Origin of the sequence: Massilia haematophila (genome assembly GCF_042647645.1) — a bacterium.
In the GTDB taxonomy this organism is placed as follows: Bacteria; Pseudomonadota; Gammaproteobacteria; order Burkholderiales; family Burkholderiaceae_D; genus Telluria; species Telluria haematophila.
The window spans coordinates 1,895,665-1,908,292 of the sequence record NZ_JBHRVV010000001.1; the positions used below are offsets into that span (position 1 = coordinate 1,895,665).

Annotated in this window: 10 protein-coding genes; 1 reads left to right on the forward strand and 9 read right to left on the reverse strand. The window is 68.9% G+C overall.

Features of this window, described 5'->3' with window-relative positions:
• Nucleotides 1–52 precede the first annotated feature (52 nt).
• From ACFOPH_RS08445 to ACFOPH_RS08480, 8 genes are all read right to left on the reverse strand, one after another.
• The gene (locus tag ACFOPH_RS08445) at nucleotides 53–1,732 is read right to left on the reverse strand and encodes a peptide chain release factor 3 (RefSeq protein WP_312551466.1); all 1,680 of its coding nucleotides are present in this window, start codon (nucleotides 1,730–1,732) and stop codon (nucleotides 53–55) included.
• A 109-nt stretch (nucleotides 1,733–1,841) separates the two neighbouring features.
• Nucleotides 1,842–6,494 (reverse strand): pilus assembly protein, encoded by a 4,653-nt coding sequence (locus tag ACFOPH_RS08450; RefSeq protein WP_379734746.1) that lies wholly within the window; start codon nucleotides 6,492–6,494, stop codon nucleotides 1,842–1,844.
• Between the two features lie 55 nt (nucleotides 6,495–6,549).
• The gene (locus ACFOPH_RS08455) at nucleotides 6,550–7,143 is read right to left on the reverse strand and encodes a pilus assembly PilX family protein (RefSeq protein WP_379734748.1); all 594 of its coding nucleotides are present in this window, start codon (nucleotides 7,141–7,143) and stop codon (nucleotides 6,550–6,552) included.
• Nucleotides 7,140–8,339, reverse strand: coding sequence for a PilW family protein (locus tag ACFOPH_RS08460; RefSeq protein WP_312551462.1), 1,200 nt, complete (start codon nucleotides 8,337–8,339; stop codon nucleotides 7,140–7,142). Before ACFOPH_RS08460 ends, ACFOPH_RS08455 begins: the two co-directional genes overlap by 4 nt.
• The gene (locus ACFOPH_RS08465; RefSeq protein ID WP_312551461.1) at nucleotides 8,336–8,764 is read right to left on the reverse strand and encodes a prepilin-type N-terminal cleavage/methylation domain-containing protein; all 429 of its coding nucleotides are present in this window, start codon (nucleotides 8,762–8,764) and stop codon (nucleotides 8,336–8,338) included. The genes ACFOPH_RS08460 and ACFOPH_RS08465 overlap by 4 nt, the downstream gene beginning before the upstream one ends.
• Nucleotides 8,761–9,402 (reverse strand): GspH/FimT family pseudopilin, encoded by a 642-nt coding sequence (locus ACFOPH_RS08470; protein WP_312551459.1) that lies wholly within the window; start codon nucleotides 9,400–9,402, stop codon nucleotides 8,761–8,763. Before ACFOPH_RS08470 ends, ACFOPH_RS08465 begins: the two co-directional genes overlap by 4 nt.
• Entirely contained in the window at nucleotides 9,399–9,827 is a 429-nt protein-coding gene (locus ACFOPH_RS08475; RefSeq protein ID WP_312551457.1) for a type IV pilin protein, read from the reverse strand. Before ACFOPH_RS08475 ends, ACFOPH_RS08470 begins: the two co-directional genes overlap by 4 nt.
• 148 nt (nucleotides 9,828–9,975) lie before the next feature.
• Nucleotides 9,976–10,857, reverse strand: a complete 882-nt coding sequence (locus tag ACFOPH_RS08480; protein WP_312551470.1) for a LysR substrate-binding domain-containing protein — start codon at nucleotides 10,855–10,857, stop codon at nucleotides 9,976–9,978.
• A gap of 240 nt (nucleotides 10,858–11,097) precedes the next feature.
• On the opposite strand from ACFOPH_RS08480, the gene ACFOPH_RS08485 reads away from it, so the two are divergent.
• Nucleotides 11,098–11,301 carry a hypothetical protein gene (locus ACFOPH_RS08485; RefSeq protein ID WP_312551456.1) on the forward strand — a complete coding sequence of 68 codons (204 nt, stop codon included), beginning with the start codon at nucleotides 11,098–11,100 and terminating at the stop codon, nucleotides 11,299–11,301.
• On the opposite strand, the gene ACFOPH_RS08490 is transcribed toward ACFOPH_RS08485, so the two are convergent.
• Complete coding sequence (locus ACFOPH_RS08490) at nucleotides 11,282–12,607, reverse strand: sensor histidine kinase (protein ID WP_379734752.1); 1,326 nt, start codon at nucleotides 12,605–12,607, stop codon at nucleotides 11,282–11,284. The genes ACFOPH_RS08485 and ACFOPH_RS08490 overlap by 20 nt on opposite strands.
• Nucleotides 12,608–12,628: the final 21 nt, after the last annotated feature.

Below are 12,628 nucleotides of genomic sequence, written 5' to 3' on the forward strand. Positions count from 1 at the left end.
TGTGGATCCGTTTCGCAGGAGCGGCCGGCGCCCGGCCGGCGCTCTTGCCGTATCAGTCCAGCTTGGCCGCGTGCTCGCGGGTCGCGTGGAAAGTCAGCTTCGGCCAGCGTTCCTGGGTCAGGCGCAGGTTGACACCCGAGGTCGCCAGGAAGGCCATGTTGCCGGCGGCATCGTAGGCGACCTGGTGGCCGAGCTGGTTTTCGAAGTCGGCCAGCGCCTTCTTGTCGTCGCTCGACACCCAGCGCGCGCTGCTGATGCTGGAAGACTCGAATACGGCGTCCACGCCGTATTCATTCAACAGGCGGCTCGCCACCACCTCGAACTGCAGCACGCCGACCGCGCCCAGGATCAGGTCCGAGCCCAGCACCGGCTTGAACACCTGGACCGCGCCTTCCTCGCCCAGCTGCTGCAAGCCCTTGTGCAGCTGCTTCACCTTCAGGGGATTCCGGATGCGCACCGTGCGGAACAGGTCCGGGGCAAAATAAGGAATGCCGGTAAAGGTCAGCATCTCGCCTTCCGAGAAGCTGTCGCCGATCTGCATGTTGCCGTGGTTCGGCAGGCCGATGATGTCGCCCGCATACGCTTCCTCGACCTGTTCGCGGCTCGATGCCATGAAGGTCACGACCGACGACAGCTTGACTTCGCGCCCCAAACGCAGGTGCTTGACCTTCATGCCCTTCTCGAAGCGGCCCGAGCACACGCGCAGGAAAGCGATGCGGTCGCGGTGGGCCGGGTCCATGTTGGCCTGGATCTTGAAGACGAAGCCCGAGAACTTCGGCTCTTCCGGCTTCACGGCGCGCACGGTGGCGTCGCGCTCGCGCGGGCCCGGGGCCCAGTCGACCAGCGCCGACAGGATCTCGCGCACGCCGAAGTTGTTGATCGCCGAACCGAAGAACACCGGGGTCTGCACGCCCGACAGGAAGCGCTCCAGGTCGAAGGGATGCGAGGCGCCGTGCACCAGCTCCACTTCCATCTTGAGCTGCTCGATCTCGAGCGGGAACATCTCGGCCAGCTTCGGGTTGTCGATGCCCTTGACGATTTCGAAGGCGCCGTCGGCCTTTTCCTCGCCGGCCTTGAACAGCATGATCGTATCGTTCAGCAGGTGGTACACGCCGCGGAAGTTCTTGCCCATGCCGATCGGCCAGGTCACCGGCGCGCACTCGATCTTCAGCACCGATTCCAGCTCGTCGAGCAGCTCGAGCGGGTCGCGGGTTTCGCGGTCGAGCTTGTTCATGAAGGTGACGATCGGGGTGTTGCGCATGCGGCAGACCTCGAGCAGCTTGATCGTCTGCTCTTCCACGCCCTTGGCGGCGTCGATCACCATCAGCGCCGAGTCGACCGCGGTCAGCACGCGGTAGGTGTCTTCCGAGAAGTCCTGGTGGCCCGGCGTGTCGAGCAGGTTGATCACGTGGTCGCGGAACTCGAACTGCATCACCGAGGACGCGACCGAGATGCCGCGCTGCTTCTCGATGTCCATCCAGTCGGAGGTCGCATGGCGGCCGCTCTTGCGGCCCTTGACGGTGCCGGCGAGCTGGATCGCGCCCGAGAACAGCAGCAGCTTCTCGGTCAGGGTGGTTTTACCGGCGTCCGGGTGGGAGATGATGCCGAAGGTGCGGCGGCGCGCGACTTCGCGAGAAATAAGAGCCGGCTGGCGTGTCGCCGCTGACGCGGCCCCACTGGCCGCCTCGGCGCCTGCGCCGTCCGTGGCAAGGATGTCAAGTTCGTTGGACATAGTCGAGCCCCAATGGCCCCAATGAAGAAAACCCTCGATTTTACCGATTCCGGGGCGGATCGTGTGAAATGAATGGGGTGCGGAGCCAGCGGCCGGTGCACCCCACGTGTTATTCCCGCACCCGGCGCCAGCCGGCGCGCGAGGCGCCCTCGGACTCGGCCGGGGCCACGCCCGAGGTGATGGTGTTGCCGTCGGCCGTGGTGGTGATCATCTTCAGCGCGCCGGACGGCAGGCGCACGATGATGAAGCCGACCGCCGCCGAGGCATTCGACAGGGTCTGGCCGGCGATCGTGAAGCTCTGCCCGGTGCTGTCCTTGACCGTCTGGCCGAGCGGCTCGCCGGTGCAGACGTTGAGCTGGTAGACGTTGCTGGTGCCGCCCACCTTGCAGCTCGACGAGGAACTCGGCAGGTTGGTCACGATGTTCAGGCCGCCGGAGACGATCTTCGGATCCAGGTTCACGCGTTCGCCGTCGTTCAGGGCGAAGTCGACGTACCAGCCGTGCTGGGTCGAGAAATCGATCGCGGTGCCGCTGATCGAATAGGCGGTGCTGGTGCCGCTGATGCGGCGCAGGGTCTGCTGCGCCATCTTCGAGGCGCTGCGCCACTCGGCCGGCGGGATGCTCGCGCCCGCGTCCTTCAGCACGTAGGCGCTCTGGACCTCGGTGTTGCCGATGTCGACCTGGTCGAGCAGGCGGCCGGTGCCGAAGGCCACCACGCGTTCGAGCCTGGTGCTCTGGCTGCCGTCCTCGGCCACGCTGGCGACCTGGCACATCGTCACGTCCGGGCGCGTGGTGACCGGCTGGCCGCCGCCGCTGCCGCCCATCCTCAGCACCGTCGGGTTGCCCTTGGTGGTGAAGTCGAAGCGCCACATATAGCCGTCGTTGTCGCCGCCGTAGACATGGGTCACCAGCGGGTCGGTGTTCGGATTGCTGCTGATCGCCGTGATGCGGGCGAAGCCGGACGGGGTCTGGACGTAGTTGCGGTCGGCGGCGGTCACGGGGGTCGCGGTCTTCGACAGCACGCGGCCGGTGGCGATGTCGACCACGTACAGGATGCCCCTGCCGTTGCCGCCACTGACGCCGTCGCTGCCGGGGATGTTGTTGTAGCCCGAAGTCAGGAACACCACCCAGTGCTCGGCGTTCGCGGCGTCCTTCCAGGTGCCGAACTGGGGATTGCCGAACGAGAGGCCGATGTCGGCGTCGTAGTTGATGCCGCTGCACACCGCGGCATCGGCGCACAGTTCCCACAGCGCCTTCGGGTTGTCGGGATCGGTGACGTCGAGCGCGTAGTAGCCGCGTCCGCCCGCGTTCAGGCCGGCCACCAGCACGCTGCGCCACTCGCCGCCGATCATCACGTCGGCCACCTCGGGCGAACCGTCGGTGGTGAACTGGTGGGCCGTGCCGTAGGTCGTGCTGGCCTGCTTGTACAGCTTCTTCATCGTGATGCGCGGCGCGTAGGCCCAGATCTCCTCGCCGGTGCCGGCGTCGAAGGCATGCAGCATGCCGTCGTTGGCGGCGACAAACACGGTCGGCTGGCGGCTCGCGTTGTCCAGCTTGTACTGGTTGTAGCCGTTGCGCGTATAGGCCTTGCGCGGCTCGCGCAGGTAGGCCGGCTTGGACGAGGCGATATCGCCCAGCACGATCGGCAGCGGCGCCGCGAGGCCGGCCGGGATCGTCGGCGTCTGCGAGTAGGCGCGCAGCACCGTGTCGTTGGCGTGCTGCTGCTGGCCGCGCAGCCAGTTGACGATGTTGGCGCCGTCGTTGACGATGGCGCGGCCCGCGTCCGACAGGGTGGCGCACTGGGCCAGGCCGTTGCACTTCTCCTTGAACCAGCCCTGCTCGAGCTCGGTCATGACCGAGAAGTCGAAGTCTTTCATGCCGTCGCTGCTGTCCGGGCGATTCGGATCGGTGCCGGCCATCAGGATGCGGCGCGTGTCGGTATCGGGACCGACCTTGCGCCCGACAGTCTCCGACGAGTTCCAGCTGACGTCCTTGCCGACGATGCCGGTGACGGTGTCGATCTTCTTGTCCGACAGCTCGCCGTACCAGCGCACCGTGGTGAAGGTGGCCGAGAAGATGTCGTTGTCCTGCTGCGAGATGTTCGGGGTCGAGGTCGCCGCCGCGGCCGCCGCACCAATCTTCACCTCGATGTTCGAGAGCGCCGCGCGCAGGCCGTCGATGACCTGCAGCGGGTCGGAGGCGCTGAAGTACTTGCCGTGGCCGTTGATGGCGGCGTGCCACAGGTCGTCCACGCGCGACTGGTAGGCCGCGCCGCCGTCGGAGACGTCGGTGTAGGGGTTCGGCCAGACGTAGGGGCCGTTGTTGTTCCACGGGCAGCCGGTGGTCACGCCGGTGATCAGCTTGTAGAAGTCGCTGCCGGGCTTGGGCGCGGTGTCGTACTTGTCATCGTAGGTCATGATGCCGTCCACGCCCAGGCCGAGTGCGTAGGTATTCATGTGCAGGCGGGTGTTCTCGCCGGCGGCGGCGGCCACCAGGCCGTCCGGCGCGTTCCAGTCCTCGAGCTCGTCGCGCAGCGAAGCCACGCCGTCGTTCGAGCCGCCGTTGTACCAGTACAGGGCGACGTCGGCCAGCGAGTTGGCGGCCTGGTTGCTGGGGTCGACGCAGCCCTTGGCGCGCGAACAGAAGCGCGCGGCGCTCTCGACGTTGTCGTTGCTGACCACGCCGTCGGCGGCGCCGCCGTTCCAGTAGCCGTCGGTGGTGACGAAGGTGAAGTTTTGCTGGCAGGGGAACTGCACCACCTCGCTGCCGGCCGCGTATTTGTAGGGCGAGCGGTTGGCGTACATCTTGCCCACCGCATGCAGGGCCTGGCGCACCGGGGTCGAGCCGCTCGGGCTCATGCCGTAGAGCGCGCTGTACCAGGCGCTGCGGTCGGTGCCGGTGAACGGTTTCGGCGGCTGGCGGATCGTGCCCTGGGCGGCGGCGGTCGAGAGCGAGACGATGCCGACGTTGTAGTTGTCGGCGATCGGCTGGAAGGCCTGGCCGACCGCGGTCTTCATCATCTGGTTGCGCGTCTTGTAATAGGCGTACCAGTTGGCGAAGTTGGTCATCTCCTCGGCGTAGGTGCAGGTGGCGCCGACGCAGTCGGTGCGCTTGAGGTCCTTCGGATAGCTGTTGCGGGTCGAGACGATGTCGGTGCGCACGAACACCGAGGCGCCCAGCGGCGTGACCTCGGTCGGGACGCCGTCGCTGACGCCGGCGCTGGCGCCGAAGCTCAGGTTGGGATCGCGGCTGCTGCCGTTGTTCGAGAGCGAGCCGAGCGCGATGTTGGCGCCGATCATGCCCATGTCGCCGGTCACCAGGCAGACTGTCGAGCTGTTGGCGGCGGAGCAGATCGGGCCGGCGGTGTTGGCGCTCGTGCCGCCGATGTAGGCGGTGACGCCCTTGGTGGTGCCGATCTTGTTCTTGATCTGGGTCGCGACCGAGGAGCTCGATGAACGCAGGTCCAGGCTCAGCGAGCTGGAGAACAGCGATACGCCGCCCAGGCTGACGCCGCCCAGGACCTGCTTCTTCGAGCTGTTGGCGGTGCCGCTGACGCTCAGCAGCGCGGTGACGCGGGTCCCGGAGTTGACGATCAGGTCGCGCCCGGAGCGGCTGCCGTCGTTGACCAGGCTGCAGGCATTGGTCCCGACCGTCTTGCCGGTGTTGCCGGCCGGGCAGCTGATCGGCACCACGGCCACGATGTTGCTGGCCTCGAGGCTGATGCCGAAGCTCGAGCAGGCCGGCACGCCGCCGGTCGCGGTGCGCAGGCAGGCGGTGTACTGGTTGGCCAGCCCGCTCTTGGCGATGATCGAGGCCGCCAGCGCGGCGGCGACGGCATTGCGCCTGGCGCTGGTGTCGGTGCCGTTGGCGGCGGTGACCGCGGTGTTGGTGAGGGTGAAGGTGCCGTTCGGCTCGACCACCTGCACGCTGCTGATGGTCATCGAGTTGGTGGTCGACGAGGCGCCGATGGTGATGGTGCCGAACCAGTCAGGGTTGCGGTTCGGGTCGGAGTAGCGCGGGTATTTGTAGTTGCCGACGTACTTGGCCTGGCAGTTGGTCAGCGCGCGGTCGCTGCAGAAGCGCACCCGGGCCGGTTCCGGGTAGCCGGCCGGCGCGGCGGCGCCCACTGCCGTTACGCGGCAGTTGGTGAGCGTGGTGTCGGTGCAGTACTCGGCGACGTTGATCGTATAGTAGTAGGGGTTGGCGGCGAAGTACTCGGCCGTATAGCGGCTGTCGTTCGGATAGGTGTAGCCGGAAGTGTTGTAGCCGCAGCTCGATCCATCGCACCAACGCAGGTCCGGGAAGCCCCCGACCAGGTCGGTGGTGTCGACGTTGCGGCCCAGCAGGTCGGTCTTGTCGACGTTGAAGGGGTCGGTCTTCACCGCGGTCCAGCTGCCGGTGGCGGCTGCGTCCTGCGATGGGTAGGAGCTTCCGTCCGCCTTTACCGGCGGCAGGTAGCGCACCTTCGGGTTGTAGTACTGGCGGTTGAAGTCGGGGCTCATGTAGGGCGGATCGCCCGGACGGCAGGCGCGGATGCCGTTGGCCATGGTCGCGCGCGCGCGGCAGCTGCTGGTGTCGTTCACGTAGTCCGGCGTGTACGTGCTGGTCATCGAACCCGAGTTGTCGTACAGGAGCATCAGGTTCGGCTTGACCGTGCCGGTGCCGCTGATGTTCAGCAGCGGCACCTGGGCGATGCTGGTGGGCGCCGCCTGGACCAGCGGGGCCAGGAGGGCCAGGACTAACAGGGAAAACAGGCGATTCATGCGCGATTCCATTCTCGTTGACCGGCCTGGCGGCCGGAATGTTCTTGCCGCGGCGTCAGCCGCCGATCAGCACCACCAGCTGGTTGACGACGTTGCCGCCGCGCGCGCCGGACAGGCGCGCGGTGACCACGTAGTGCACCTTCGGCGTCGATGCGAACTGCGGCGAGTCGGCCGCCAGGCTGTCGCCGGGCGAGACGATGGTGCCGCCGCTCGACCCGTTGTCGGCGGTCTGCACGCAGGCGTTGCCGTTGCCGTCGTAGGGTCCGGTGAGCAGGCAGTGGCGGTGCACCACGTACTCGATCTGCTGGCCCTCGTGGGTCACCGTGCGCTTGCCGTTCCAGAAAGCGTCCGAGCGCACGCCCTGGCGGGGGTCGAGCGTGGCCAGGTAGCCCTGGTCCGGCACGTCCTCGTTGAGCAGCGCCTTGTTGCCGCCGGCGGTCTCGCTCAGCCACTTGAAGCCGGCGTGCAGGCCGAAGTCGACCGCGCGGCTCTGGGCCGAGTCGTAGGCCAGGTTCGAGGCCGTCAGGGTGGTCGAGTTGCTCGACTTGAGCAGGTAGATGCTCGAGATGAGCATCACCAGCAGGATGATCAGCATGACCGGCAGCGCCAGGCCGGCCTGGCGATGGAAATTCATACGATGCATGTTCATGGCCTCCAGCCCGCGTTGCGCAGCGGGACGATGGTCTCGAAGACGCGGTAGCGGTAGCAGCGCCAGGCGGTGTCGGTGGCGCTGGCCGCGACCTCGACCGTGATCGGCACGGCCGTCACGCCCTGCGGCACGGCGCTGGCGAACACCACCGGCTTGGCGCTGCTGGCGCTGCACTGCCCGCCCGCGTCCGGACGCTCGCGCGCGGCGCTGCGCGCCACCACGGCAATGCGCAGCGCGGCGATGTGCTGGTAGTCGCCGGCGCTGCCGACGACCGTATCGCCGTCGGCGTCGATCATGGTTGCCGACCAGCGCGCCACCCGCAGGCCGTCCTGCGGGATGAAGGCGGCGCCGCTGCGCGTATCGAAGCCGTACTGGGCCTTGATCGAGACGATATTGTCGGCCACCGTGCTCGGCTCGGCGCTCGCGCCGGCCAGGTCGGTCGAGCGCAGGCGCAGGAAGCCGTTGTCGACCGACCAGGTATGGAAGGCCAGGGTCTTCGCCGGTCCCAGGTTGAACACGCGCGTGGTGCCGCCGGTGTAGTTGGCGCCGAGCGAACCGCTGTTGTAGCGGAAGCCCGCGCCGCCCGCGACCATCACGTACTGCTGTTCCGGCGGCGCGGCGTGGTCGCTCGGATCGTCCGAGATCTGGGCCAGCGCGCAGTTGCCGCTGCCGACGTTGTCCGGCGCGACCACCACCACGTCGCCCTCGTTGAAGCCGTAGGGCACGCGGTCGACGTTCAGGCGCGTCCCGCCGATATAGTCGCTGGTCACGCGCAGGGTGCCGGTGCCGCTCATCGAGCTGCCCGAGTACAGGCTGATGCGATCGGGCCCAGCGCCGCCGGATTCGATCACCACCGGCGCCAGCGGGCGCACGGTGGCGCTGGCGCCGCGCGGCGCGCTGGCGAGCGCGTAGCCGCCGGTATCGGTGAAGCGCGTGTTACAGCCGATCAGGATCGGGTCGTTCAGGCCGAAACCGGCCTGCTGGGCGTCGCCGCTGATCGAGAACATCGCCAGCATCCCGTTCTGCATGGCGTCGGACCCGCCCAGGGCCGAGGCCTTGTTCTGCTCGGCGCCGGTGATCAGGCGCGTGGCGAACACCAGGGCCAGGAGGCCGACCAGCACGCTGACCAGCAGCTCGACCAGCGAGAAGCCGGCGGCGCGGAACGAGGGACGGCGGACGGAAAGATGAGCGATCACAGCGCCCCCGACAGGAAGGCGCGCACCTCGTGGCGGTTGCGCGGGGCATCGTCCTTGCGCTGCCAGCCGATCGCGATCACGACTTCGTTCGGGTCGGGTGCGCTGCCCTCCTCCACGCTGACCGTGATGCTGGCGCCAGGGATGCGGGCGCGGGTGTCCTGGTACCAGGCCGCCAGGCGCTCGCCCGGCTCCGCGCCGGCGGCCAGCGCATAGTCGCCCAGGTGGGTCGGATCGGCGCTCATCACGCCGAGCAGCTGGTCGGCGGCGATGGTCGCCTCGGCGCGCAGGCCGGCGTCGGACAGGGCCGAGTAGGCGCGCGCCTGCAGGCCGATGGTGCCGAGCAGGCCGATGGCCAGCAGCACGGCGGCGAGCAGCGCCTCGATCAGGGAGACGCCGGCCTGGCGCCGAAGTGGATGCATTCTCATGGCGGGCACCTGTGGGGATCGGTATCCGGCGCGTCGGGCTGGCACTTGGCGGCGATCCCGGCCAGGGTCAGCACGACGGCGGCGGCGCGAAAATCGTCCTCGCGCCCGCTGGCCGGCTCCAGGTCGATGCGCTCGACGCGCGGCGCCACGGCCGGGTCGACCCAGCCGAGCGGGGTGAAGTAGACGGCCTCGGCGTCGTCCGGCCCGACGGTCTGCACCAGCACGTCGGTGCCCGGCAGCGCGTCGGCGCGGCGCAGCACCGACTTGAAGCCGGCCTCGCCTTCCGGGTCGCGCGCGGCGGGGTCGGTCGTGCTCGACCAGCCGCCGCCGTCTTCGTTGCATGGGGTATCCGGGCGCGGAAAGCAGATGTCGACCTGCCAGTCGAGCTGGCCATTGCCTGCGTTTTCGCTCAGCACCAGGCGGCTGGCGCTGTTGTGCGCAAGCGCCTGGGCGCGCGCCAGCGCGAAGCCTTCGGCATAGAACTGGGCGGCGGAAGCGGCGCGGCTGGCATTCACCCAGGCGGCCATGCGCGGCATGCCAAAGGCGAGCAGCCCGGCGAGGATCGCCAGCGCGATCAGGGACTCGGTCAGCGTGAAGCCGCCGGCCGCGCGTGCCCGCGCCCTGGTCCGCCGCGTCATTCGCTGCACTTGCCGTCCTTGTCGCTGATCCAGCAGGTGTCGCTGGTGTCCCAGCCGTCGGGCGCGGCGGTGGTGACGCGGTTGCCGTTCTGGTCGATGGTGAAGGCGAAGCCGGCGGCGCCGTTGCGGCCGGTGGCGGTCACGGTGTAGGCGGTGTCGCTGGAATCGCTCAAGGCGTAGGTGAAGTTCTCGGTGGCCGCCGGCAGTACGTTGACGCCGGGCGCATCCATGTCGTCGTAGCTGCGCTCGTTGGCCCAGAACTGCTCGGCCAGCGGCTGCATGCCCGCCAGGCCGGCATAGGCGTCGGTCAGGCGCGTGCGCAGGACGTAGTTGCCATAGGCAGGCACCGCGACCGCGGTCAGGATGCCGACGACCACGAGCGTGATCAGCAGTTCGATGAGCGTGAAGCCAGCCTGGCGTTTCATGGAATCCTCGGGTCGGGGCGCGCTGCTCGCGAATGCCGCGCGCGGAAAGAAAAGTTGCCGCAGGAGAATAATACCCGAGGAAGCTTGCATTACCCTGAGGAAATGCTGACAGAATCCTGACAAGCGAACGCGGATTTACCGGGACCGCTCATGGCGTCCGCTCCAGCAATTGCTGGGCAAGCAAAGCCGCGTGCGGCGTCAGGGCGGCGAAGTCGCGGCTGCAGAGGTAGAGCCGGCGCGCGGCCCAGGCTTCCGCCAGCGGCAGGACGGCCAGGTCATGCCGCAGCGTCCGCGCCAGGGCGCCGGACAGGATCGAAATGCCGATCCCGGCCGCGACGTGCATGCCGACGTGGTCGGGACTCCGCAACTGGATGCGGTAGTCGAGCTGGCGGCCGAGGCGCGCGGCGCGTTCGGACAGGTGGGTTTCGAGGGCGGTGTCCTTCATGCCGACGATGGGCTCGCCGAGGATGTCGGCGAACACGACGTCCTGCTGCCGCGCCAGGCGGTGCGCGCGGCCGACGACCACGAACAGCTGGTCGCTGGCCACCAGGTGGGTCTGCAGGGAGCCGAGATCGGTCACGTCGGCAACCATGCCCAGGTCGGCGCGGCGGTCGGCCAGGGCCTGGACGATTTCCAGGCTGGGCCGCTCCTCGAGGTCGATCGCCAGGTCCGGATGGGCGGCCAGGAAGCGGCACAGTTGCGGCGGCAGGAAGTCGGCCATGGCGGCGGTATTCGACAGCAGGCGGATGCGCCCCTTGAGGCCGGTGGCATAGGTGCGCAGTTCGCCGCGCATCTGCTCGACCTGGCCCAGGATGGTGCGCGCATGGCGAACCAGGGCCTCGCCGGCGGCGGTGGCGCGCACGCCGCGGCGGTTGCGCTCCAGCAGCGGCGCGCCCAATGTCTCTTCCATGCCCGCGATGCGCTCGCTGACCGAGGCCAGCGCCAGGTGCATGGCGCGGGCGCCGCCGGTCAGGCTGCCGCACTCGACCACGCTCAAAAACACCCGCAGGTCGGTCAGGTCGAAGCGCATGTTCGTCTCCAGCATTCGGAATTGCCGAAGTCTAGCACCGGAATTGCCAGATTGCCTAGCGTTCGGAGCCGACCTAAGATCGCCTCATGGACCCGACGATTCCCGCCTTGCAGACTGGGAGCGATCGCAGGAAGTGCCGGGGCGCGGGCGGAACACTGCGTCTCCCTCCGGTCCAGGCGAATGCTTGCGGCAACGCCGCCCCCTTGACCCTGACCTGAGGACGCTATGCTCGACGCTTTGTTGGCAACCATCGGAACCCTGGGCATCCTGCTCACGCTCGCGATCAAGTTCAAGGCCGGCGCCGATACCGTGCCGGGCGAGGCCGGCCGCCAGGACGACATCGAGGCCGACGCGAGCGACGCTGCTGCGCCGACGCCGGACGGGCGCCGCATTTGTCCGCACCGCCGCGCGCGCCGGCGCCTGCTCAAGGGAACTGGACGGTAAACACGGCCCCGCTGCCCTGCTCCGGGGCGCCGATGCGCAGTTCGGCGCCGTGCAGGTTGGTGATGTCGCGCACGATCGCCAGCCCCAGGCCACTGCCCGTGCTGTGCTCGTCCAAGCGCACGAAGCGCTCGAACACGCGCTCGCGCAGGTGGACCGGAATACCAGGGCCATTGTCCTCGACCCGCAGCTCGCTGCCAGGGCTGCCCGCCGTCCCTGGCCCGCAGGTGACGGTCACGCGCCCGCCGGCCGGCGTATAGCGCAGCGCGTTGTCGACCAGGTTGTCGACCAGGTCGCGCAGCAGGAAGCGGTCGCCCTCGATGCGGGCCGGTTCCAGCTCGAAGCCGAGGTCGATGTCCTTGGTCGACGCCTGCTGGACGAAGTGGCCGACCGTCTCGGCCACCAGTTCGGACAGGTCGAGCGGCGCCAGGCGCGCGCGCGCGAAGCGATTGGGCTCGGCGCGTTCGAGCGAAAGCTGCTGGTTGGTCTGGCGGATCATGCGCTCGACCGCGCCCAGCAGCAGCGCGGTCGAGCGCGCGGATTCGGGGTCGCCCGCATGGCGTGCGGCCAGCCACTCGAGCTGCAGCTTCAGGCCGGCCAGCGGCGTGCGCAACTGGTGCGCCACATTGGCGCGGAACTCGTCCTGGGCACGGGCGCCGGCCTCGATCCGGCCCAGCAGGGCATTGAAGGCGTCGACCACCGGGACCAGCTCGCGCGGCATGCCGGCGTCGTCGAGCGGCGCCAGGTCGGCGCTGCCGCGCGCATCGAGCCGCGCACGCAGGCGCGCCAGCGGCGCCAGGCCATTCCCGACCGAAAACCAGACCAGCCCGACCAATGCCAGGCTGAACAGCCCTTCGAGCAGCACCAGCGAACGCACGATGGCGGCGCGCACCTGCTGGCGCGCGCGCACCGTGCGCGCCACGCTGACCCAGGCCTTGCGTCCCTGCCACTCCAGCCCGGCGACCGCGACACGCACGGTCTCGCCTTGTAGCTGCGCATCGAACAGGCCCGCATTCCGGGGCCGCGGCAGCGCGGCGCTGCCGGCCAGCACGCGCCCGTCGGCGTCAACCAAGGATGCCCAACTGGTCTCGCCGGCGCCATCGGCGGCCGGGCTGGCCTCGTGCAGCGCCCCCGGGCCCGCGCTTTGCACACGCGCCGCCAGCGCGCCGGCGGCGGCGCGCAAACCCTCGTCGAAAGCAAGCTGGGCCGGGGTCCAGGCCAGCAGGTAGGTCAGCGCGGCGGCGCCCAGGTTGACGACCAGGATGGGCGCGACCAGCCATTTGAGCAGGCGCAGCCGGATGCTGCTCATGAAGGCGTGCTCATGCAGGCG